Source organism: Rathayibacter sp. RFBD1 (assembly GCF_002932915.1).
Lineage (GTDB): Bacteria > Actinomycetota > Actinomycetes > Actinomycetales > Microbacteriaceae > Rathayibacter.
Genome location: NZ_PSWQ01000012.1, coordinates 68352 through 88567, shown reverse-complemented (window position 1 = coordinate 88567; position 20216 = coordinate 68352). Strand labels below are relative to the sequence as shown.

The window sequence follows — 20216 nt, the reverse complement described above, 5'->3', positions numbered from 1 at the left end:
TCCCGTGCCGCTCTTGACAGCAGCGGAGGCGGGGCGGACCATCGTGTACAACGTTAGAAAGACCGCTCGCCGCCGAGCCCGCTGCGGGAGCCCGAAGCCCGAAAGGCCCTCATGACCGACGCCCCCGCCGCCACCGCGCGCATCAGCCTCGACCCCGCCGCGGTCGTCGCCCCCGTCACTCCGCGCCTCTTCGGCTCGTTCGTCGAGCACCTCGGCCGCTGCGTGTACGACGGCATCTACGAGCCCGGCCACCCCGCCTCGAACGAGGACGGGTTCCGCCTCGACGTGGTCGAGCTGGTCAAGGAGCTGGGCACCACGACGATCCGCTACCCCGGCGGCAACTTCGTCTCGGGCTACCGCTGGGAGGACGGCGTCGGCCCGCGCTCCGAGCGCCCCCGCCGCCGCGACCTGGCCTGGCACTCGCTCGAGACCAACGAGGTCGGGCTGGACGACTTCGCGAAGTGGGCGGAGCTGACCGGCAGCGAGATCATGTACGCCGTCAACCTCGGCACCCGCGGCGTCCTCGAGGCGCTCGACGTCCTCGAGTACGCCAACGGACCGGCCGGCACCGCTCTCGCCGACCAGCGCATCGCCAACGGCGGGACCGAGCCCTACGACATCCGCATGTGGTGCCTCGGGAACGAGATGGACGGCCCCTGGCAGGTCGGCCACATGAGCGCCGACGACTACGGCAAGCTCGCCTCCCGCACCGCCAAGGCCCTCAAGATCGCCGACCCCTCGCTCGAGCTGGTCGTCTGCGGCTCGTCGAGCTCGTCGATGCCGACCTTCGGCGAGTGGGAGCGCGTGGTCCTCGAGCACGCGTACGACGACGTCGAGTACGTCTCGTGCCACGCCTACTACCAGGAGTACGACGGAGACCTCGGCTCCTTCCTCGCCTCCTCCCTCGACATGGAGTACTTCATCGCCACCGTCGCGGCGACCGTGGACCACGTGAAGTTCAAGCTCAAGAAGACGAAGGACATCAAGCTCTCCTTCGACGAGTGGAACGTCTGGTACCTCGAGGAGTGGCAGGCCAAGGAGAAGGCCGACGCCGAGGGCGACCAGAGCACCCGCGAGTGGGCCTACGCCCCGCGCCTGCTCGAGGACGTCTACTCCGTCGCCGACGCCGTCGTCCTCGGCAACCTGATGATCACGCTGCTGAAGAACTCCGACCGGGTCACCTCCGCCTCCCTCGCGCAGCTCGTCAACGTGATCGCGCCGATCATGACCGAGCCGGGCGGAGCCGCGTGGCGCCAGACCACGTTCTTCCCGTTCTCGACCACTGCACGCCTGGCCTCCGGCTCGGTGCTGCGCCCCCGGATCGACGCGGAGACCTACTCGACCGCCCGCCACGGCGACGCTCCGCTCATCGACTCCGTCGCCACCGTCGACGAGGGCCGCGCGGCCGTCTTCCTGGTGAACCGCTCGCAGACGGAGCCGATCGAGGTCACCGTCGACGTCAGCGGCCTCGGAGTCTCGAGCATCGCGGAGGCGGTGGCCCTGTTCGACGAGGACCCCTACGCGAAGAACACCCGCGACGACCAGGACCGCGTGCGCCTGCGCGAGGCCCCGGCGACGCTCGAGGACGGCGTGCTGACGCTGACCCTCCCGCCCGTCTCGTGGACGGCGGTCGCGCTCATGGCATAGCGGCGTCCGACCCGCGGGACCGCGTCCGGCCTCCCGGAGCCGCGCGGCCCCGTCGGGAACCGTCCCGGCTCAGGCCGCGGGCCACTGCACGGGCACCGGCAGGCGGCGGCGCTCGGGAGGGGCGTCGCGTCGGGCGAGGCGCTCGATGAGCAGCTCCGCGGCCGCCCGGCCCAGCTGCTCGCCGTCCACGTCGACCGCCGGCACCCCCACCAGCCCGAGCGCGTCGACGATCGACCGCTCCGAGCTCACCACGAGCCGCTCCGGGAGGCCGCCGGAGGCCAGCAGCGCGTACTGCACCCCGAGCCCGAGAGCGGTCGCGTAGGGCACGACCGCCGTCGCTCCGGACTCGCGCACCGCGGCCGCGGCCGAGACGCCGGCCGCGAAGGTGGCCGGGAAGGGCCCGAGCACCGTGAGCTCCGCTCCTCCGCTCGCCGCCGCCTCGTGCACGGCCGCGGTGCGCTGCCTGTCCTGCCACGAGCCCTCCGGCCCGCCGAGGTAGAGCACGCGCTCGTGCCCGTCGGCGGCGAAGCGCGCCACCAGCGACCCGAACGCGGCGGCCGTGTCGGCGACGACGGAGGCGAGACCGTCGACCTCGCGGTCCACCAGCACGGTCGGCTTGTGCGATCCGGCCGCCAGCAGCAGCTCGTCCCCGCCGCGGGGAGCGACGACGATGAAGCCGTCGACCTGCCGCGAGAGCCGGTCGAACGCGCCGAGCTCGCGCACGGCCTCGAGCGGGTGCACGGCGACGGTCAGCTGCAGGCCGTCCTCGTCGGCGCGGCGCTGCGCCCCTCCGATGATCGGAGTGAAGAAGGCGTTGTCGAGCGTGGGGACGACCAGGGCCACGACGCCGGTGCGGCCGCGGGCGAGCTGGCGCGCGGCGGAGTTCGGGATGAAGCCGAGCTTGGCCGCCGCGGTCAGCACGCGGGCGGCCGTCTCGGGCGAGACGACCTCCGGGCGCGAGAGCGTGCGCGAGGCGGTGGCCTTCGAGACGCCGGCGAGGGCGGCGACGTCGGCGAGCGTGGCCATCCGGCTCCTCCCTGCGGTCCTCCCGCGATCATAGGGGCCCGCCTGCAACCGGTCGCACCGGCGGCGCGAAGCGGTCCCGGATTCCGAAACACGGAATTTACACGGGCGACGCAGACCGGGTACCGCCGCACCCGTAGGGTCGATGCAACCGGTTACATCCGCAGCCGGCCACCGCTCGCCCCGGAAGGAGCAACCCGTGAGGACACGATCCGCTCCCCTCCTGCTCCTGCCGGGACTCGGGTTCCTGCTGCTGTTCTTCGTGGTCCCGTCGCTCGTGATGCTGTTCGCGCCGCCCGGCGCCACCGCCGCCGACGTGATCGCGAGAGTCGGCCAGATGCTGACCGACCCGTACGAGCTGCGGATCATCGGCCGCACCGTCGGCATCGGCCTCGTCGTCACGCTGATCTGCGTCGTCCTCGGCTTCCCGATCGCCTACCTGCTGGCCCGCTCCACCTCGCGCTGGGCGGGCGTGCTGCTGGCCCTCGCGATCTTCCCGCTGCTGCTCAGCAACGTGGTGCGCACCTTCGGCTGGCTCGTGGTCCTCGGCTCCAACGGCGCGATCGGGCAGCTCCTCGTCGCGACCGGCCTGGTCGACGAGGCCCCCCAGCTGCTCTACACCGAGCTGGCGATCGTGCTCGGCCTCACGCAGCTGTTCCTCCCGCTCGCGATCATCTCCTGCTACTCCGCCGTCTCGCAGGTGGACGCCGGGCTCGACGACGCCGCCCGCGGCCTCGGCGCGAGCCCGACCCGGACCTTCTGGGACGTCGTGGTGCCGCTCTCGCTCCCCGGCGTCGTCGTCGCGGCGACCCTCGTCTTCGCGGGATCCGTGACCGCGTACACGACTCCGTACCTGCTCGGCGGGTCCTCGCAGCGGATGCTGAGCACGCAGCTGTTCTCGTACTCCAGCGTGACGATCGACTGGGCGGGCGCGTCGGCCACGGCGATAGTGATGACGATCCTGGTCTTCCTCGTCTCGGGGCTCTCCTCGCTCGTCGCACGCCGGGGGGCCGTCTCGTGAGGACCCGCCGCCCCGTCGCCGCGACCCTGGCCGTCGCCGGCTACGTGATCATGATCGTGCCGATCCTGTTCGTCGTCGCCACGGCGTTCACGGCCGGGTCCACGCTGCGCTTCCCGCCGGAGGGCTTCTCGTTCCGCTGGTTCGGCGAAGCGCTCTCGTACGACCCGTTCCTCGAGTCGCTCGCCACCAGCGCTCAGCTCGCCGTCCTCTCGACTGCGATCGCGCTCCTGCTCGGGATCCCGGCGACCCTCGCCATCCACCGCGGGCGCATCCCGGGGAAGGGGATCGTCGAGGGGCTCTTCCTCTCGCCGCTGATCGTGCCCGAGCTCGTCGTCGGGCTGGCCCTCTTCCAGCAGCTCGTCGTGACGCTCAAGGTCGACAACGCCGCCGTGCTCCTCGTCGGCCACACCGCGCTCCTGCTCCCCTACGCGGTGCGCGTCACCGGCGCCTCGCTCGCCACCAGCGACCCGGCGCTGGAGGAGGCCGCCCGCGGACTCGGGGCCGGACCGCTGCGCACCTTCTTCACGATCACGCTGCCGATCCTGCGCCCCGGCGTCTTCTCGGCCGCCCTGCTCGGCTTCGTGACGTCCTTCAACAACGTCCCCCTGTCGCTCCTGCTGCAGAGCCGCGACGCCAGGACCCTGCCCGTCACGATGCTCGACTACGTGCAGCAGAGCTACGACCCGATGGTCGCGGCCACCTCCACCCTCATCCTCGCGGCGACCGTCGTCATCGCGTTCCTCGCCGAGCGCAGCGTCGGCTTCGCCCAGATCTTCGGAGGCATCAACCGATGAGCGCCGCAGCGGAATTCGTCAACGTCAGCCAGGTCTTCGGGGACTTCACCGCCGTCGACCGCATCGATCTCGCGATCCCCGCGGGGCGGCTGACCACCCTGCTCGGCCCCAGCGGCTGCGGCAAGACCACCTCGCTCCGGATGCTCGCGGGCTACTCGGCCCCCAGCTCCGGCCGCATCCTCATCGACGGCCTGGACAGCACGAAGCTGCCCCCGGAGAAGCGCGGGCTCGGCATGGTGTTCCAGTCGTACGCGCTCTTCCCGCACCTCAGCGTCGCCGAGAACGTCGGCTACGGGCTGAAGCTGCGCGGAGTCGGGCGGGCGGAGCGGCAGGCCCGGGTCGTGGAGAGCCTCGAGATGGTGGGCCTGGCGCACCTCGCCGCCAGCAGGCCGAGGAAGCTCTCCGGCGGCCAGCAGCAGCGGGTCGCGCTCGCCCGGGCCATCGCGATCCGGCCGAGGCTGCTCCTGCTCGACGAGCCGCTGTCGAACCTCGACGCCCGGTTGCGCGTGCAGATGCGCTCCGAGATCCGCCGCATCCAGGCGGAGACCGGGCTGACCGTGGTGCTCGTCACCCACGACCAGGACGAGGCGCTCGAGATGAGCGACGAGATGGTCCTGATGCGCGCCGGGCGGATCATGCAGCAGGGCGCCCCGAGCGCCGTCTTCGGCTCCCCCGCGAACCGCTTCGTCGCCGACTTCCTCGGCTACGAGAACTTCCTCGTCCTCGCGGACGGGTCGCTCGCGACGGTCCGGCCCGAGCACCTCGCGGTGTCGGCGACGGCCCCCGCCTCGCCCGGGCTCGCGCTCGACGGCGTGGTCGTCGACGTCGCCTACCGCGGCGTCGACGTGCTGGTCACCGTGGCCGCGACCGACCCCTCCGGTGCCCCGGTGCGCCTGGTGTCGGACGTCCGGGCCGACGGATCGGCCGCGCTCTCCCCCGGCGACGCCGTCGTGGTCTCGGCGCCGGCCGCGCGGCTGGTGCCGCTCGCCGCCGACGTCCCGGCCTGATCCGCGGTCCTCCCACCCCTCGCTCCTCCCGCCCCGCACCGCCTGCTCCCTCCCGCCCCGCAGCGCTCTCCTCCTCCACCGCCCCTCGAAAGGACCCGCCATGTCCCGCACCACCGCCCGGCGCACGCTCGCCCTCACCGCGGGGGCCGTCATCGGCGCCCTCGCCCTGGCCGGCTGCTCCGGCTCCGGCTCCTCCGACGAGTCCGACGCGCAGTCGCTCGTGGTCAGCACCTTCCCCTTCGGCGTGGAGGAGTTCCAGGAGGCCGTGATCGACCCGTTCACCGAGGCCACCGGCATCGAGGTCGAGGTCGAGACCGGCTCCAACTCCGACCGCCTCTCGCAGCTCCAGCTGGCCGGCGGGAACGACCCCGGCGTCGACGTGATGCTCATCAGCGACTACTACGCCGCGCTGGGCCAGAAGGACGACCTGTTCCAGCAGGTCGACGCGGCCTCGGTGCCCGCGCTCGCCGACGTCGCCGCCTTCGCCACCGAGGAGTCCTACCTCGGGCCCGCCTACAGCTACCAGCTCAACGGCACGCTCTACTCGACCGACGCCCTCACCGCCGACCAGGCGGCGCAGTGGTCGGTCTACTCCGACCCCGCGAACGCCGGGAAGGTCGCGCTGCCCGACATCTCCGTCACTGCGGGCCAGCTGATGGTCAGCGGAGTCGCCGCGACCGAGGGCTCCGGCCCGTACGACATCGACGCGGCCCTCAGCACCCTCGCCGACTGGGCCCCCGGAGTGCTGCAGTTCTACAGCTCCTCCACCGAGGTCACGAACCTGCTCACGCAGGGCGAGATCGTCGCCGCCGACGCCCTCAGCGGCTTCGCCACCGACCTGGTGGCCTCCGGCGAGCCGATCGGGTGGACCCCGCCCGCGACCGGCCGCTACATGGCGACCAACCGCGCGATGATCCCGACCGGAGCCGCGAACGTCGACGCCGCCGAGCAGTTCATCGACTACCTGCTCTCGGTCGAGGCGCAGACCTCCTCCGCCGCGATCGTCGGCGACCTGCCCGTGAACCTCTCCGCCGAGGTGCCCGACACCATCACGGCCGTCGTCGGCGACATCGCGGCCGACCCGACCGCCGCCGGCTACTCCACCCTCGACCCCGCCGAGCTCGTCCCCACCCGCTCGGAGTGGGTCGACCGCTTCGCCCGCGAGGTCACCGCCCAGTAGCGGCCCGCCCCGTGCGCGACGCCCGCGCACGGGGCCCCGACCGTCCGATCCCGCACCTCCGGAGACCGCCATGAGCACCACCCCCACCGCCGCCGTGCCCGACGAGTGGATCCGCCGGATCCCGAAGGCCGATCTGCACTGCCACCTCATCGGGACCGTGCGGCCCGCGACCTTCGCCGAGCTCGCCCGCCGCGAGGGCCTCGCCCTGCCGGCCGAGCCGGAGCGGATCTTCGCCGACATCAACTCGCTGCCCCCGGACCCGGCGCTCTACCGGGACACCGTGATCCCGGTGCCCCAGGGCCGCTCCGCCGACGAGCCCGCGGTGTCGTACTCGCTCTTCCAGGTCTCGAACTGGGTGGTGCAGCTGCTCCGCACTCCGGAGGACCTGACCCGGATCGTGCACGAGGCGTTCGAGGACGCCCACCGCACGAGCGGCACCCGCCACCTGGAGCTGTTCTTCGACGCCGTCCCGGAGCACCTCGCCGGGTTCGGCTACCGCGGCAGCGTCGAGGCCTACGCCGAGGGCATCCGGATGGCCGAGCGCGACTTCGGCATGACGGGGCGGATGATCGCCGGCATCGACCGCAGCCGCAGCGGGGAGGAGGCGCTCGAGCTGGTCCGCGAGGTCGTCCGCCACCCCCACGACTACGTGGCGGGGATCGGGCTCGACAACCTCGAGACGGCGGGTCCGCCCGAGCGCTTCGCCGACGCCTACCGCCTCGCCGGGGAGGCCGGCCTGGGCCGGACCGCCCACTCCTCCGAGCACGCCCCGACCGCGGCCAACACGACGACCTGCCTCGATCTGCTGGGCTGCGACCGGATCGACCACGGCTACTTCGTCCTCGAGGACCCCGCCGTCGTCGAGCGCGTCCGCGAGCAGGGCGTGGTGTTCACCGTCGCCTCGACGACCTCGCGCCGCTCCTGGCGGCCCTGGCGGCGCGCGTCCATCCGGGCGATGCTCGACGCGGGACTGCGGGTCGTGCCGTGCTCCGACGATCCCGGGATGTTCCCGACCACGCTCGCCGACGAGTACCGCCTCGCCGCCGGCCCGATCGGCGCGACCGCCGGTCAGCTGCGCGAGATGGCGCTCACCGGAGCGGAGGCCTCCTGGCTGCCCGCCGACGAGAAGGAGAGTCTGCGCGCGTCGTTCGCCGCGGAGCTGGACGCGCTGGACGCGGAGTTCGGGCTCGTCTGAGGCCCGGGACGCGACGGGCTCCCCGCCCTGACAGAGTGGACGGATGAGCCCCCTCCCCGATCCCCTGGCCTTCGACCTCGAGGCGCTGCGCCGGGAGGTGCTGCCGGACGACGGGGGCGAGGTCGACGACAGCATCCCCGCGCTCGCGGACGCCGAGCCGGGACTCTGCGCGATCGCGCTCGTCCTGCCCGACGGGTCCGTCCGCGCGACCGCCGACGCGGAGGAGCGGTTCAGCATCCAGTCGGCCGTGAAGCCGTTCCTGTTCGCGCTCGCGCTCCTCGACACCGGCGGTGACGCGCTCGACCGCGTCGGCATCGAGCCCACCGGCGAGGCCTTCGACGCCCTCAAGCTCGAGAGCGGCACCGGGCGCCCGCCGAACCCGATGGTCAACGCGGGAGCGCTGCTGACCGCCGCCCTGGTCGACGGGGGCGACGCCGACGGCCGGAGCGAGCGGATCCTCCGCGGCCTCTCCGCCTTCGCCGGCCGCCCGCTCTCCGTCGACGAGAGCGTCGCCGCCGACGAGCACCTCCTCGGCGACCGGAACCACGCCCTCGCGCACCTGATGCGCGCGGAGGGCACCCTGCACCGCAGCGCCGACGACGCCGTCTCCGCGTACGCCCGGGCGTGCGCCGTGCTGGTCGACGTCCGCGACCTCGCCGCGATGGGCGCGACCCTCGCGTTCGGCGGCGTGCACCCGGGGACCGGCGAGCGGGTCGTGCCGGCGTCGGTCGCGCGCGACGTGGTCGCGGTCATGGCGACGTGCGGTGTCTACGACGGCTCGGGCCGCTGGATGCGCGCGGTCGGCGTCCCCGCCAAGTCGAGCGTCTCGGGCGCCCTCGTCCTCTCCGCTCCCGGCCGCCTCGGCGCCGCCGTCGTCAGCCCGCCGCTGGACCCCCAGGGCACCAGCGTCCGCGGCGCCCGCGTCGCCGCCCGCCTGAGCGACGCCCTCGCCCTGCACTCCTTCGCCGTCTCCCCCCGCTGACCGCTGCCGTTCCCCCGCTCCCGCCGTCGCGGGCGCCCACCGCACCCTCAGCGGAGACCACCCGCCCTCCCTCGACAGCGAAGGGCCGAGCCGCATCCGTGCACGCTCGCCCTCAGGGCCGAGCCACGTCAGCGCACGCTCGCCCGCAGGGCCGAGCTGACCGCCGAATCGCGTTCCAGCGATTCGCCGTAGCGGTACGCTCCCCGCTCCGCGACACGCCCCCACCTCGTACAGCCGACCGCGGAGCGGATGACGACGAAGGAGGAACCCGCCCGATCGAGCACCGCCCGCTCAGTCGAGCAGCAGCGCCGGTTCCTCCAGCACGCTGGCGACGTCGGCGACGAAGCGGCTGACGACGTCGCCGTCGACGACGCGGTGGTCGAAGGAGCCGCCGACCGTGGTGACGAAGCGGGGGCGGACCTCGCCGTCGACGACCCAGGGCTTCTGCTTGATCGTGCCGAGGGCGATGATCGCGACTTCGCCGGGGTTGAGGATGGGGGTGCCCGTGTCCATCCCGAAGACGCCGATGTTGGTGATGGTGATGGTGCCGTTCTGCATGTCGGCGGCGGTGGTCTTGCCGTCGCGGGCGTCGAGGGTGAGCTTCTCGAGGGCCTGGGCCAGTTCGAGGAGGCTCATCGACTGGGCGTCCTTGACGTTGGGGACGAGCAGTCCGCGCGGGGTGGCCGCGGCGATGCCGAGGTTGACGTAGTGGCGGACGACGATCTCGGTGTCGGTCCAGGCGGAGTTGACGGTGGGGTTGCGGCGGACGGCCCAGATGATGGCCTTGGCCATGATGAGCAGCGGCGAGACCTTGACGCCGGCGAAGTCGGGCGAGTTCTTGAGGCGCTTGACGAACTCCATGGTGCGGGTCGCGTCGACGTCGACGAAGACGCTGACGTGGGGCGCGGTGAACGCGCTCGTCGACATCGCGGCGGCGATCGCCTTGCGGACGCCGCGCACGGGGATCCGCTCCTCGCGGTCGTCGCCCCAGGCGGGGGTCTGGATGTTGCGGAAGACGCTGGCCTGGGAGGCGTGGCGGATGACGTCGTCGCGGGTGACCTCGCCGGCGAGGCCGGTGGCCTGCACCTCGAGGAGGTCGACGTCGAGGTCCTTCGCGAGCTTGCGGATCGGCGGCTTCGCGATGACGGGGAGCGCGGCGGCGGCCGGCACGGAGGCGGGCCGGGATCGCGGGCACCTCGGAGCCGATCGAGCCGGCTCCGGCCTGGACGGTGATGATCGCGGTGCCGACGTCGACCGTCTGGCCCTCGTCGACGAGCACGTCGACCACGGTGCCGCTGAACGGCGAGGGGAGCTCGACGAGCGACTTGGCGGTCTCGATCTCGACGAGGACCTGGTTGACGGCCACCTCGTCGCCGACCTTGACCTTCCAGGCCACGATCTCGGCCTCGGTGAGGCCCTCGCCGACGTCGGGGAGGAGGAACTGCTCTGTCATCGGGGGGACTCCTGTGGGCTCGTGCGGGCGGATGTCGCGCGCGTCAGTACGCGAGCGAGCGGTCGACGGCCTCGAGCACGCGGTCGACGTCGGGGAGGAAGAGCTTCTCGACCTTGGCGGGCGGGAAGGGGGTGTCGAAGCCGGCGACCCGGAGGACCGGCGCCTCCAGCGAGAAGAAGGCGCGCTCGGTGACGGTCGCCGCGATCTCGGAGCCGAGGCTCACGTTCGCGGACGCCTCCTGCGCGACGACGAGCCGGCCGGTCCTGCGGACCGACGCGAGCAGCGGCTCCCAGTCGATCGGGGAGAGCGAGCGCAGGTCGACGACCTCGACGCTCGTGCCCTCCTCGCCCGCGAGCTCGGCGGCCTGGAGGAGGACGGCGACCATCGGGCCCCAGCCGACCAGCGTGACCTCGGTGCCCTGGCGGACGACGCGGCTGGCGTGCAGCGGCGCGGCGGACCCGCTGAGGTCGACGTCGCCCTTGGGCCAGTAGCGGCTCTTGGGCTCGAAGAACATGACGGGGTCGTCCGAGGCGATGGCCTCCTGGATCATCCAGTAGGCGTCGTTGGGAGTCGACGGGCTGACCGCGCGCAGGCCCGCGGTGTGCGCGAAGTACGCCTCGTTGCTCTCCTGGTGGTGCTCGACCGCTCCGATGTGCCCGCCGTAGGGCACGCGGATGACGACGGGCATGGTGATCGCGCCCTCGTGGCGGTTGGTCATCTTGGCCAGCTGCGAGGTGATCTGGTCGAAGGCCGGGTAGATGAACCCGTCGAACTGGATCTCGCAGACCGGGCGGAAGCCGCGCATCGCGAGCCCGATCGCGGTGCCGACGATGCCGGACTCGGCGAGCGGCGTGTCGAGCACGCGCTTCGCCCCGAACTCGGCGTGCAGGCCCTCGGTGATGCGGAAGACGCCGCCCAGGGGGCCGATGTCCTCGCCCATCAGGAGGACGCGGTCGTCCTGCGTCATCGCGCGGCGGAGGCCGGCGTTGAGCGCCTTGGCCATGGACATGGACTCGAGCTGCGACCCGGTGAGGGGCGGCTGCGCGGCCGTCGTGCTGGTGTCGATCGTCATCACTCGCCTCCGAACGATTCTTCGTAGCGCTGCAGCCACGCCTTCTGCTCCTCGACGAGCACGTGCGGCTCCGAGTAGACGTGGTCGAACATGACGCCCGTGGGCGGGACCTCGAGGGCGAGGAGGCGGCGGCGGATGTCGGACGCGAAGTCCTTCGCCTCCTCGTCGACCTCGTCGAAGAAGGACTGCTCCACGCCCTCGCTCCGCAGGAACGCGGCGAAGCGGGTGATCGGGTCCTTCGCGACCCACGAGGCGAGCTCGTCGTCGGTGCGGTACTTCGTCGGGTCGTCGCTCGAGGTGTGCGCGCCGATCCGGTAGGTCAGCGCCTCGATGAACTGGGGACCGCCGCCGGAGCGCGCGTCCTGCAGGTGCTTGGCGGTGACCGCGTAGCTCGCGAGCACGTCGTTGCCGTCGATCTGCACGCCGGGGATGCCGAAGCCGGAGGAGCGGAGGTAGAGGGGGCTGCGCGACTGCGTGGCCACGGGGACCGAGATCGCGTAGTGGTTGTTCTGGAGGAAGAAGACCTCGGGAGCCTGGTAGCTCGCGGCGAAGACCATCGCCTCGCTGACGTCGCCCTGGCTGGAGGCGCCGTCGCCGAAGTAGACGACGACGGCCGCGTCCTTCTCGGGGTCGCCCGTGCCGGTCGCTCCGTCGAGGGTGAGGCCCATCGCGTAGCCGGTCGCGTGCAGGGCCTGGGAGCCCAGCACCAGCGTGTAGAGGTGGAAGTTCCCGTTCGTCGGGTCGGTCGGGTCCCAGCCGCCGTGCGTCGTGCCGCGCAGGAGCGCGAGGACGCCGAGCAGGTCGATGCCGCGGATCTTGCCGACGACGTGCTCGCGGTAGGAGGGGAATACGTGGTCCTGCGGGCGCATCGCGAACGCGGAGCCGACCTGCGCCGCCTCCTGCCCGTGGCTCGGGACCCACAGCCCGAGCTGGCCCTGGCGCTGCAGGTTCGCGGCCTCGGTGTCGAAGCGGCGGACCACCGCCATCTCGCGGTAGAAGGAGCGGTGCTGCGCCTCGTCCACCCCGTCGAGGTAGGAGGCGTACTGCTCGGCCGCGGGGGTCGGCGAGAACCGCCCGTCCGCGGAGAGGAACTGGACAGTCGGCGACTCCGTGCTGGTGGCTACCACCCGACTAACCTATCCGTCTCGCGGGGTGGCCCTCGGGGAGGGAAGCCACAATCTCGGCCGCCGCGCTGAGGAGCTTGTCGACAGAGCGCGCCTCGCCGACGGAGACGCGGATCCCCTCCGGCGGGAACGCGCGGACCACGACCCCGGCGCGCTCGAAGACCTCGGCCGCCCGCGCCGTGTCCTCGCGGGTGTCGAACCAGAGGAAGTTCGCCTGCGACTCCGGGATCGTCCAGCCCTGGTCGAGCAGCGCCCGCCAGAGGTCGTCGCGGAGGCGGGTGATGCGGTGGACGCGCTCGAGGAGCTCCTCGCGGTGCTCGAGGGAGGCGACCGCCGCGGTCTCGGCGAACCGGGTGACCGAGAGCGGGATGGCGGTGGAGCGGGCGGCGTCGAGGATCCGCGCGTGGCCGATCGCGTAGCCGACGCGGAGGCCGGCGAGGCCGTACGCCTTGGAGAAGGTGCGAGCGATCACGAGGTTCGGGTAGCGGCCGAGCAGGCGGGTGCCGTCCACGGCCCGCTCGTCGTCGACGAACTCGGCGTACGCCTCGTCGAGGAGCACGAGGACGTCTCCCGGGACGCGCTCGAGGAGCGCCTCGACGTCGTCGGCGGTCGCGACGGTGCCGGTGGGGTTGTTGGGGCTGCAGACGATCAGCAGGCGGGTGCGCTCGGTGACGGCCTGGGCCATGGCGTCGAGGTCGTGGGTGTCGTCGGCGCGCAGCGGCACGCGCACGCTGGTGGCGCCCGCGGTCGTGACGAGCGAGGGGTAGGCCTCGAACGAGCGCCAGGCGTAGACGACCTCGTCGCCCGGGCCCGCCGCCGCGGTGATGAGCTGGGCGATGACCGCGACGGAGCCGGCTCCGACGATCACCTCCTCGATCGGGACGCCGTACTCCGCGGCGAGCGCTGTGCGCAGGGCGGTCGCCGCCGCGTCCGGGTACCGGTTGAAGTCGTCCACCTCGCGGACCCGCGCGAGCACGGAGGGCAGCGGGTCGAACGGGTTCTCGTTGGAGGAGAGCTTGAAGGCGTCGGCGGCGGCCGCGCGGCCCTGCCTGTAGGCGGGGAGCGCCAGGATCTCGGGGCGGAGGCGGACGGGAGGCTCCTGCTGGTCGGTCACCCGCCCCATGCTAGGCGGCGCGGCGGCGGGCGCCCCGCCGTTCCGCGCGCGCCGTCCCCCGCCCTCGACGGGTGTGCGCCGGGCCCCCTTCCCACCGGTCGAGCGCCGCCGGTGCGGCCCGGAGGTGCGGCCGACCCGGGTCTCGGATGCGCGAACCGCCCCACTGACCGGCGCCCACGGCGGCCGTCCCCCGATTAGGGTGCAGTGATGCGGAGTCGAGGGCGAGCCGAGCGGCGCGGGGGTGCGCGCCCGCTCCTCCGGGGCGCCACGGCCGCGATCGCCCTGCTCATCGCCGCCGGCGCGCTCACCGGATGCACTCCCTCCGCGGAGGGCACGCAGGCGACCCCGACTCTCCGGGAGACGTCCATCGACGTCGCCGCTCCCCCGGCCTACACCGCCGCGCGCGAGGCCGGCCTCGCGCTGCGGGACGACTCGCTCGCGCTCCTCACCGCGACCGACGGCACCGTCGCGGGCGCGGCCCGCACCGATCTGCTGGTGGCGATCGGATCCCTGAACGCAGCGCTCGAGGGAGTCTCGGCCGACGCCATCACCACCGCGACGACCGCGGCCGGGGAGCAGCGGACGGCGCTGGCCGAGCGCGTGCTCGGCCTCGCCACGTCGGCCCTCGCCTCCGGTCGCGGATCGACGTCCCGGCGGGCGGTGCTGACCGACGCGGTCGAGCAGCTCCGGAGCGCCCTCGCCTCGGGAGCCGCGGTCGCTCCGCTGGCCGTCGCCGTGATCGAGGCGCGCGAGCCGCTCGTCCCGGAGCCGGGCAGCGGATTCGCTCCTCCCCCGCGCCCCGCGCCTCCCGCCGCTCCCCGGCCGACCAGTGCGCCCGAGCCCACCCAGGAGCCGACGCCCGATCCCCCGGCTCCGGAGCCGGCTCCCGCGCCCGCCCCCGAGCCGACCGAGGCCCCGCAGCCGACGGCGGAGCCCCTGCCGCAGCCCGAGCCCACCGCGGTGCTCCCTCCGCGGACCTGCGCCGACGACCCCCGCCTCTGCACTCCTGCGCCCGAGCCGACCATCGGCGGGCCCCTCACCTGAGCCCCGGCTCGCGGCCCGCCCCGCCTGCGGGGATAGTGGAGGCATGAGCAGACTCCTCCTCGGCCTCCTGACCAACGCCGTCGCGATCTGGCTCACGACCCTGGTCGTGGCGGGCGTGCGCGTCGACCCGTACGAGGAGGGCCCCGCAGCGGCGGTCCTCACGTACCTGCTGGTGGCGGTGATCTTCGGCGTCGTCAACGCCGTCGTCGGCGGAGTGGTGCGGGTGGTCGCGTTCCCCCTGTACGTGCTGACGCTCGGCCTGGTCTCGTTCCTCGTCAACGGCCTCCTGCTGCTCGTGACCGCCTGGATCAGCGGCCTCTTCGGCTTCGGCCTCGTCGTGGACGGCTTCTGGTGGGGCGTGCTCGGCGCCCTCGTGCTCGCCCTGGTGAACTGGTTCATCGGCCTCCTCCTGCGCCCCTTCCTCCGCCGCCGTCAGGACTGACACCGCGGGCTCGGCAGCCGGCATCGGCCGCGCCGCCGCCGCCCGGGAGGCCGCGCGCGCCATCGGTGGACGACGGCCGCGATCGGCCTGCTGTGGAGGAGCCGCGGTGCGCCATGATGGGCGGGTGACCCCCGACTCCCCTGCGCCCTCGGCCTTCGCCGTGTGCTTCGTCTGCACCGGCAACATCTGCCGGTCGCCGATGGCCGAGGTGGTGCTGCGCTCCCTGGCGGAGCAGGCGGGGCTCGGCTCCGCGATCGAGATCAGCTCGGCCGGCACCGGCGAGTGGCACCTCGGCGAGCACGCCGACAGCCGCGCCCTCGCAGCGCTGGAGCGGCACGGCTTCGACGGGGGCCGCCACCGCGCCCAGCTCTTCGACCCGTCCCGCTTCGCCGAGTTCGACCTGGTCGTCGCGCTCGACCACGGGCACGAGCGCGCGCTGCGCTCCTGGGCGCGCACCGAGGTCGACCGGCAGAAGATCCGCCGCCTGCTCGACTTCGAGCCCGCCCTCTCCCCGCAGGGCGACGTCCCCGACCCCTACTATTCCGATGCGGCGGCGTTCGACTCGGTGCTCGCGCTGATCGAGCGCGCCTGCCGGGCCCTCTTCGCCCAGATCGAACCAGGACTGCGCGGCAACCGCTCTGTCCGCCCCGACTCCACCGACGCGCGCGCCGCCCTCGCGCAGGACACCTGAGAACCGGAAGGCACCACCGCATGACCTCGCTCCCCACCCAGCCGCTGAGCCCCCTCGACGGCCGCTACAGCGGTGCCGTCTCGTCGCTCGGCGAGTACCTCTCGGAGGCGGGGCTGAACCGCGCGCGGGTGCACGTCGAGGTCGAGTGGCTGCTGGCGCTGACCGACCGCCGCCTCTTCGGCTCCGAGCCCGTCGACGCGGCGACCGCCGAGGAGCTGCGCCGCCGCGCCCGCGACTTCGGCCAGCCCGAGATCGACGAGCTGGCGATCCTCGAGGCCCGCACCCGCCACGACGTGAAGGCCGTGGAGTACCTCGTCCGCCAGTGGCTCGAGGAGCTGGGCCTGCAGCGCATCGCCGAGCTCACCCACTTCGCCGCCACCAGCGAGGACATCAACAACCTCTCCTACGCGATCGTGGTCCGCCAGGCCGTCGGCGAGATCTGGCTGCCGAAGCTGCGCTCGGTCGTCGCGTCGCTCCGGGAGCTGGCCGTCCGCTACCGCGACGAGTCGATGCTCAGCCGCACCCACGGCCAGCCCGCGACCCCGACCACGATGGGCAAGGAGTTCGCCGTCTACGCGTACCGGCTCGAGCGGGTCGTCGCGCAGATCGAGGCGACGGAGTACCTGGGCAAGTTCAGCGGAGCGACGGGCACGTTCGCCGCGCACCTCGCCGCCGACCCCGGCACCGACTGGCCCGCCCTCGCGGAGGAGTTCGTCACCTCCCTCGGCCTCGTCTTCAACCCGCTGACCACCCAGATCGAGTCGCACGACTGGCAGGCCGAGCTCTACGGCAGGGCCGCGCACGCGAACCGCATCCTGCACAACATCTGCACCGACGTCTGGACCTACATCTCGCTCGGCTACTTCCGGCAGATCCCCCAGGCCGGGGCGACCGGCTCGTCCACGATGCCGCACAAGATCAACCCGATCCGCTTCGAGAACGCCGAGGCGAACCTCGAGCTCTCCAGCGCCCTGCTCGACTCGCTCGCGCAGACCCTGGTCACCTCGCGCCTCCAGCGCGACCTCACCGACTCGACCACGCAGCGCAACATCGGCGTCGCGTTCGGCCACTCCCTCCTCGCCCTCGACAACATCGCGCGCGGCCTGCTCGAGATCGACCTCGACCCGACCGCCCTCGCCGCCGACCTCGACGGCAACTGGGAGGTGCTGGCCGAGGCGATCCAGACGGTGATCCGCGCGGAGGTGGCGGCCGGCCGCTCCTCGATCACCGACCCGTACGCGCTGCTGAAGGACCTGACCCGCGGCAAGCGCCTCGGTGCCGACGACCTCGCCGTCTTCGTGCAGGGTCTCGACATCGGCGACGCGGCGAAGGAGCGCCTGCTGGCGCTGACGCCGGGCGGCTACACGGGCCTCGCCTCGTCGCTGGTCGACCGCCTGAGCTGATCCGCCGGGCAGCGAGCGCGCGGGTGCCGCCGTCCTCGAGAGCGAGCACTCCGACTCCTGCGTGCTCGCGGCGGCGCGGTCGACGGCGGCGCGATGTCGGGGGTCGCACCTAGCGTCGGCGGCATGTCAGCGTGCGCGATCGGAGGGTGCGCCTCCTCGGCCGAGACGGGCGCCCCCCTCGCGCTCTGCGCGGCGCACCTCGAGCTCGCGCACGACTGGGTCGCCCGCGAGGACGGCGTGATCGACGCCCTGCCCTCGCCGTGCGCGGCGTGCGGGTCCCGCCTGGGCGTCCGGCTCCCCTCCGCCTGGCTCTGCGCCGCCTGCGAGTGGCGGCTCGGCGATGCTCCCGACGGCGAGCTCCCGCCGCCCCGGGTCGACGTCGTCTACTACATCCGCTTCGGCGAGCGGATCAAGATCGGCACCAGCGGAAATCCCCGGCAGCGCCTACACCGGCTCCGGCACGAGGAGCTCCTCGCCTTCGAGCGCGGCGGGCGGGCGCTCGAGCAGCACCGGCACGCCCAGTTCGCCGACGAGCGCCTGGAGCGCACCGAGTGGTTCGCGCGCAGCCCCGCGCTCGACGCACACATCGAGACCGTGCGCGCCGGGGAGCCCGACCCCTGGGCCCTGCACCGCCGCTGGCGCAGCGAGGCGCTGGCCCTGCGGCTTTGACGCGTCGGCTGCGAGCGGTCGGCTGCGACTCGACCGCTCCGACTCGCCGGCTCCTACTCGACGGTTCCCGCTCGCCGGCACTGCGTCGGCGGGTCCCGTTCCGCCGAGCCGGACACCGGCACGGAGCGACGGGGAGGGAGCGACGGGGAGGGAGCGACGGGGACGGATCCCGGAGGACCGTCCCGCAGCCGCCGCGCGACTCGGTCAGCGCCCCCAGGCGTCGACGAGCAGCGGACCGCGGACATCGCGGAGCCGGTCGACCAGGCGGTCCGCCAGCGCGGCCGTGACCCCCGTGGCGACCAGATCGTGGGGGCCGAGCGGCAGCAGCTTCCCCGTGCGGATGCGCACCACCTCCCATCCGGCGGAGCGGAGCGCGCGGTCCTTCCGCCGGTCGGCCTCCTCGCGGTGCCCGACGTGCTCGAGTCCGTGACGGCCGGTGGAGTCGTACTCGATCGCGACGCGCAGCTCGCCGAGCACCAGGTCGGGCCACGCCTCGCAGTGCTCGAAGAACGGCCGCGCGAGACGCACCGCGGTGTGCGCCGGATCGAAGACGAGCCGCTCGACGAGGAGTGCCCGGAGCCGGGCCTCGACGGCGGAGGCGGGAGGAGGCGCGCACCGGCTCGCGAAGGGCTCGCCGACGGGGAGGTCCGGCGTCTTCGGGCACACGCGGGCGGGCGCGCGGCCGGAGCGGCGGCAGCTGGAGGACTCGATCGAGCGGACGGAGGAGTCGGCGACGCGGCGGGCGCGGATCCGCTCGGGTCGGCGGGTGACGCGGACCCGCGGACGGTGGGCGACGCGGACATCGGGAGCCCCCGCGCGATCACGGCGGGCGGCGCCAGGAGGACGAAGGAGCCGTCGTCGGGGGCGGCCGTCGGCGCGAGCACCTCGACGAGCCGGCCGCCGATCATCGGCGCGGCCCGGGGCAGGCGCGGCGAGGCGAGCTCGGCGCAGTCGGGGCACCAGGAGGAGCGGCGCCGCTCCCGGCCGGGACGGTGGCGCTGCTCCTCGGGAGTGGCGACGAAGACGTGTCCGGCGTCGCAGAGCCAGCACAGGTACACGTCGGCCGCGGGCGGGATCTGGCTGAGCACGATGCCCTCGTTGTACTCGGGCCGGTACTGCCGCACCAGGACGGGGTAGGACGCCCAGGCCTCCCGGTAGGTGCCGACCGCGTAGGGGACGTCGGCGCCACGCGAGAACCGCCGCCGCTGCCACCACCGCCCGATCGCCTCCGCCACCCTCCGCACGCTACGCGCGACCACCGACGCGGAAGCGGCACCCGCGTGCGCAGGCGGGATCTCGAGACGCCCTGCGGGCTGCTCGATCGGCATGCGCGGCGGAAGGGACTATCCGCCCGCGCGGCGTGCTCCCGGTCGACTGGGAGCGGCGGAGCCGTCCCTCGCCTAGTGTGCGGAGTCCTGCTCGTCGATGTCCGCGATCTCGGCCTCGTCCGGCTTGAAGGTCAGCGAGAACATGGCGATCGCGACGAGCACGACGATGAAGGCGACGCCGAACGAGATGAGCGCGACGACCGGCTCGCGGGTCGAGAGCATGACGACCAGGCCGACGAAGGCCGCCATCACCGCGGAGAAGCCGATGAGCTCGAGCGGGCGCAGGCGGTCCTTGCGGGTCGGCTGGAACGTGCGGGGCGTGAACTCGCCGGGGTCGCGCGCCGGGGCGGAGTCGGCCGCCGAGGCGCGGTCTGCGGGAGAGGCGGGGTCGGGCTGCTGGCCTTCGGCGGTCATCGGTCTCCTCCGGAGGTCGGTGTCGTGGGGGCGACGGGATCGTGTCCGGTGGCTGCGTCGGCGCCGGCGGCCCATTTGAGCGAGAACGCCGCGATGGCGAGGAACACGGCGACCATCACGGCGTAGGCGCCGAGGAGGCCGACGGTGACGACGGGATGGGGCGGGAGGAGTCCGAAGGCGGCGCCGAGGAGCATCGTGCCGATGCCGACGATCACGGAGTCGCGGGCGGCGAGGCCCTGACCGCGGCGGCCGCTCGAGAACTCGAGGAAGCCGGAGAGCAGCGCCCAGCCGGCGACGAGGGCGACGAAGGAGAGCAGGTTGGCGACCGGGAGCGCGACGAGCGCCGCGACTCCGGCGACCAGGGTGAGCACCGCGGAGCCGAGGGCGAGCGGGCGGGCCCGGCCGCTCCAGCTGCGGAGCCCGATGGCGAGCGAGACGGCGCCGGTCGCGATCGCGAAGCCGCCGAAGACGGCGAGGCCGAAGGCGGGCCCGTGGTCGGGCGAGAAGGTGACGACGCAGCCGGCGACCGCCGCGATCACGGCGCGCGCGAGGGGCAGGGTCCACAGGCGGCGGTCGGAGTCGGCGGCGATGGCCACGGTCGAGCCTCTCTGGG

Annotated in this window: 19 protein-coding genes and 1 pseudogene; 12 read left to right on the top strand and 8 right to left on the bottom strand. The window is 73.5% G+C overall.

What is annotated here, in order from left to right:
- The first annotated feature begins 111 nt into the window (after positions 1 to 111).
- Positions 112 to 1647, top strand: a complete 1536-nt coding sequence (locus C5D50_RS06220) for an alpha-N-arabinofuranosidase (protein WP_104283065.1) — start codon at positions 112 to 114, stop codon at positions 1645 to 1647.
- 69 nt (positions 1648 to 1716) lie between these two features.
- Here C5D50_RS06220 and C5D50_RS06215 read toward each other — a convergent pair whose 3' ends face one another.
- Complete coding sequence (locus C5D50_RS06215; protein WP_104283064.1) at positions 1717 to 2673, bottom strand: LacI family DNA-binding transcriptional regulator; 957 nt, start codon at positions 2671 to 2673, stop codon at positions 1717 to 1719.
- A 196-nt stretch (positions 2674 to 2869) separates the two neighbouring features.
- Between C5D50_RS06215 and C5D50_RS06210 the strand changes: the two genes are divergently transcribed.
- The 6 genes from C5D50_RS06210 to glsA all read left to right on the top strand — a co-directional run bounded on the left by C5D50_RS06210 (position 2870) and on the right by glsA (position 8849).
- On the top strand, positions 2870 to 3691 hold the full coding sequence (locus tag C5D50_RS06210; RefSeq protein WP_104283063.1) for an ABC transporter permease: 822 nt from the start codon (positions 2870 to 2872) through the stop codon (positions 3689 to 3691).
- On the top strand, positions 3688 to 4485 hold the full coding sequence (locus tag C5D50_RS06205) for an ABC transporter permease (RefSeq protein ID WP_104283062.1): 798 nt from the start codon (positions 3688 to 3690) through the stop codon (positions 4483 to 4485). Before C5D50_RS06210 ends, C5D50_RS06205 begins: the two co-directional genes overlap by 4 nt.
- A complete protein-coding gene (locus C5D50_RS06200; protein WP_104288958.1) occupies positions 4482 to 5492 on the top strand; it encodes an ABC transporter ATP-binding protein in 1011 nt (336 codons plus the stop codon). Before C5D50_RS06205 ends, C5D50_RS06200 begins: the two co-directional genes overlap by 4 nt.
- 100 nt (positions 5493 to 5592) lie before the next feature.
- A complete protein-coding gene (locus C5D50_RS06195) occupies positions 5593 to 6672 on the top strand; it encodes an extracellular solute-binding protein (protein ID WP_104288957.1) in 1080 nt (359 codons plus the stop codon).
- 70 nt (positions 6673 to 6742) lie between these two features.
- Positions 6743 to 7867 (top strand): hypothetical protein, encoded by a 1125-nt coding sequence (locus C5D50_RS06190; RefSeq protein ID WP_258069570.1) that lies wholly within the window; start codon positions 6743 to 6745, stop codon positions 7865 to 7867.
- 43 nt (positions 7868 to 7910) lie between these two features.
- On the top strand, positions 7911 to 8849 hold the full coding sequence (gene glsA / locus C5D50_RS06185; protein WP_104288956.1) for a glutaminase A: 939 nt from the start codon (positions 7911 to 7913) through the stop codon (positions 8847 to 8849).
- A 291-nt stretch (positions 8850 to 9140) separates the two neighbouring features.
- Here glsA and C5D50_RS06180 read toward each other — a convergent pair.
- From C5D50_RS06180 to hisC, 4 genes and pseudogenes are all read right to left on the bottom strand, one after another.
- Positions 9141 to 10302, bottom strand: a pseudogene (locus C5D50_RS06180) (dihydrolipoamide acetyltransferase family protein).
- Between the two features lie 43 nt (positions 10303 to 10345).
- Positions 10346 to 11311 (bottom strand): alpha-ketoacid dehydrogenase subunit beta, encoded by a 966-nt coding sequence (locus C5D50_RS06175; RefSeq protein ID WP_181027250.1) that lies wholly within the window; start codon positions 11309 to 11311, stop codon positions 10346 to 10348.
- 62 nt (positions 11312 to 11373) lie between these two features.
- Positions 11374 to 12501 (bottom strand): thiamine pyrophosphate-dependent dehydrogenase E1 component subunit alpha, encoded by a 1128-nt coding sequence (locus C5D50_RS06170; protein WP_104226633.1) that lies wholly within the window; start codon positions 12499 to 12501, stop codon positions 11374 to 11376.
- A 4-nt stretch (positions 12502 to 12505) separates the two neighbouring features.
- Positions 12506 to 13621 (bottom strand): histidinol-phosphate transaminase, encoded by a 1116-nt coding sequence (gene hisC, locus C5D50_RS06165; RefSeq protein ID WP_104283060.1) that lies wholly within the window; start codon positions 13619 to 13621, stop codon positions 12506 to 12508.
- 198 nt (positions 13622 to 13819) lie between these two features.
- Between hisC and C5D50_RS06160 the strand changes: the two genes are divergently transcribed.
- The 5 genes from C5D50_RS06160 (at position 13820) to C5D50_RS06140 (ending at position 17861) form a co-directional block, all read left to right on the top strand.
- Positions 13820 to 14656: a hypothetical protein gene (locus tag C5D50_RS06160; protein WP_104288955.1), complete on the top strand. Its 837-nt coding sequence runs from the start codon at positions 13820 to 13822 to the stop codon at positions 14654 to 14656.
- Between the two features lie 43 nt (positions 14657 to 14699).
- Positions 14700 to 15098 (top strand): phage holin family protein, encoded by a 399-nt coding sequence (locus C5D50_RS06155; protein WP_104237970.1) that lies wholly within the window; start codon positions 14700 to 14702, stop codon positions 15096 to 15098.
- A gap of 124 nt (positions 15099 to 15222) precedes the next feature.
- Positions 15223 to 15789, top strand: coding sequence for a low molecular weight protein-tyrosine-phosphatase (locus tag C5D50_RS06150; RefSeq protein WP_181137313.1), 567 nt, complete (start codon positions 15223 to 15225; stop codon positions 15787 to 15789).
- Positions 15790 to 15809: 20 nt separating this feature from the next.
- Positions 15810 to 17192, top strand: coding sequence for an adenylosuccinate lyase (gene purB, locus C5D50_RS06145; RefSeq protein ID WP_104283058.1), 1383 nt, complete (start codon positions 15810 to 15812; stop codon positions 17190 to 17192).
- Between the two features lie 123 nt (positions 17193 to 17315).
- Entirely contained in the window at positions 17316 to 17861 is a 546-nt protein-coding gene (locus tag C5D50_RS06140; protein WP_104233549.1) for a GIY-YIG nuclease family protein, read from the top strand.
- A 204-nt stretch (positions 17862 to 18065) separates the two neighbouring features.
- On the opposite strand, the gene C5D50_RS16995 is transcribed toward C5D50_RS06140, so the two are convergent.
- From C5D50_RS16995 to C5D50_RS06125, 3 genes are all read right to left on the bottom strand, one after another.
- A complete protein-coding gene (locus C5D50_RS16995; protein ID WP_374955382.1) occupies positions 18066 to 18527 on the bottom strand; it encodes a hypothetical protein in 462 nt (153 codons plus the stop codon).
- A gap of 734 nt (positions 18528 to 19261) precedes the next feature.
- Complete coding sequence (locus C5D50_RS16825) at positions 19262 to 19603, bottom strand: hypothetical protein (RefSeq protein WP_258059918.1); 342 nt, start codon at positions 19601 to 19603, stop codon at positions 19262 to 19264.
- Positions 19600 to 20199 (bottom strand): DUF308 domain-containing protein, encoded by a 600-nt coding sequence (locus C5D50_RS06125; protein WP_104283057.1) that lies wholly within the window; start codon positions 20197 to 20199, stop codon positions 19600 to 19602. The genes C5D50_RS16825 and C5D50_RS06125 overlap by 4 nt, the downstream gene beginning before the upstream one ends.
- Between the last annotated feature and the right edge of the window lie 17 nt (positions 20200 to 20216).

What these genes read in the sequence shown, in the direction of transcription:
- C5D50_RS06215 (WP_104283064.1), bottom strand. Translation starts at nt 2,673, where the DNA reads ATGGCCACGCTCGCCGACGTCGCCGCCCTCGCCGGCGTCTCGAAGGCC.
- glsA (WP_104288956.1), top strand. Translation starts at nt 7,911, where the DNA reads ATGAGCCCCCTCCCCGATCCCCTGGCCTTCGACCTCGAGGCGCTGCGC.
- C5D50_RS16825 (WP_258059918.1), bottom strand. Translation starts at nt 19,603, where the DNA reads ATGACCGCCGAAGGCCAGCAGCCCGACCCCGCCTCTCCCGCAGACCGC.
- C5D50_RS06140 (WP_104233549.1), top strand. Translation starts at nt 17,316, where the DNA reads ATGTCAGCGTGCGCGATCGGAGGGTGCGCCTCCTCGGCCGAGACGGGC.
- hisC (WP_104283060.1), bottom strand. Translation starts at nt 13,621, where the DNA reads ATGGGGCGGGTGACCGACCAGCAGGAGCCTCCCGTCCGCCTCCGCCCC.
- C5D50_RS06200 (WP_104288958.1), top strand. Translation starts at nt 4,482, where the DNA reads ATGAGCGCCGCAGCGGAATTCGTCAACGTCAGCCAGGTCTTCGGGGAC.
- C5D50_RS06195 (WP_104288957.1), top strand. Translation starts at nt 5,593, where the DNA reads ATGTCCCGCACCACCGCCCGGCGCACGCTCGCCCTCACCGCGGGGGCC.
- C5D50_RS06220 (WP_104283065.1), top strand. Translation starts at nt 112, where the DNA reads ATGACCGACGCCCCCGCCGCCACCGCGCGCATCAGCCTCGACCCCGCC.
- purB (WP_104283058.1), top strand. Translation starts at nt 15,810, where the DNA reads ATGACCTCGCTCCCCACCCAGCCGCTGAGCCCCCTCGACGGCCGCTAC.
- C5D50_RS06175 (WP_181027250.1), bottom strand. Translation starts at nt 11,311, where the DNA reads ATGTCCATGGCCAAGGCGCTCAACGCCGGCCTCCGCCGCGCGATGACG.
- C5D50_RS06160 (WP_104288955.1), top strand. Translation starts at nt 13,820, where the DNA reads ATGCGGAGTCGAGGGCGAGCCGAGCGGCGCGGGGGTGCGCGCCCGCTC.
- C5D50_RS06155 (WP_104237970.1), top strand. Translation starts at nt 14,700, where the DNA reads ATGAGCAGACTCCTCCTCGGCCTCCTGACCAACGCCGTCGCGATCTGG.
- C5D50_RS06190 (WP_258069570.1), top strand. Translation starts at nt 6,743, where the DNA reads ATGAGCACCACCCCCACCGCCGCCGTGCCCGACGAGTGGATCCGCCGG.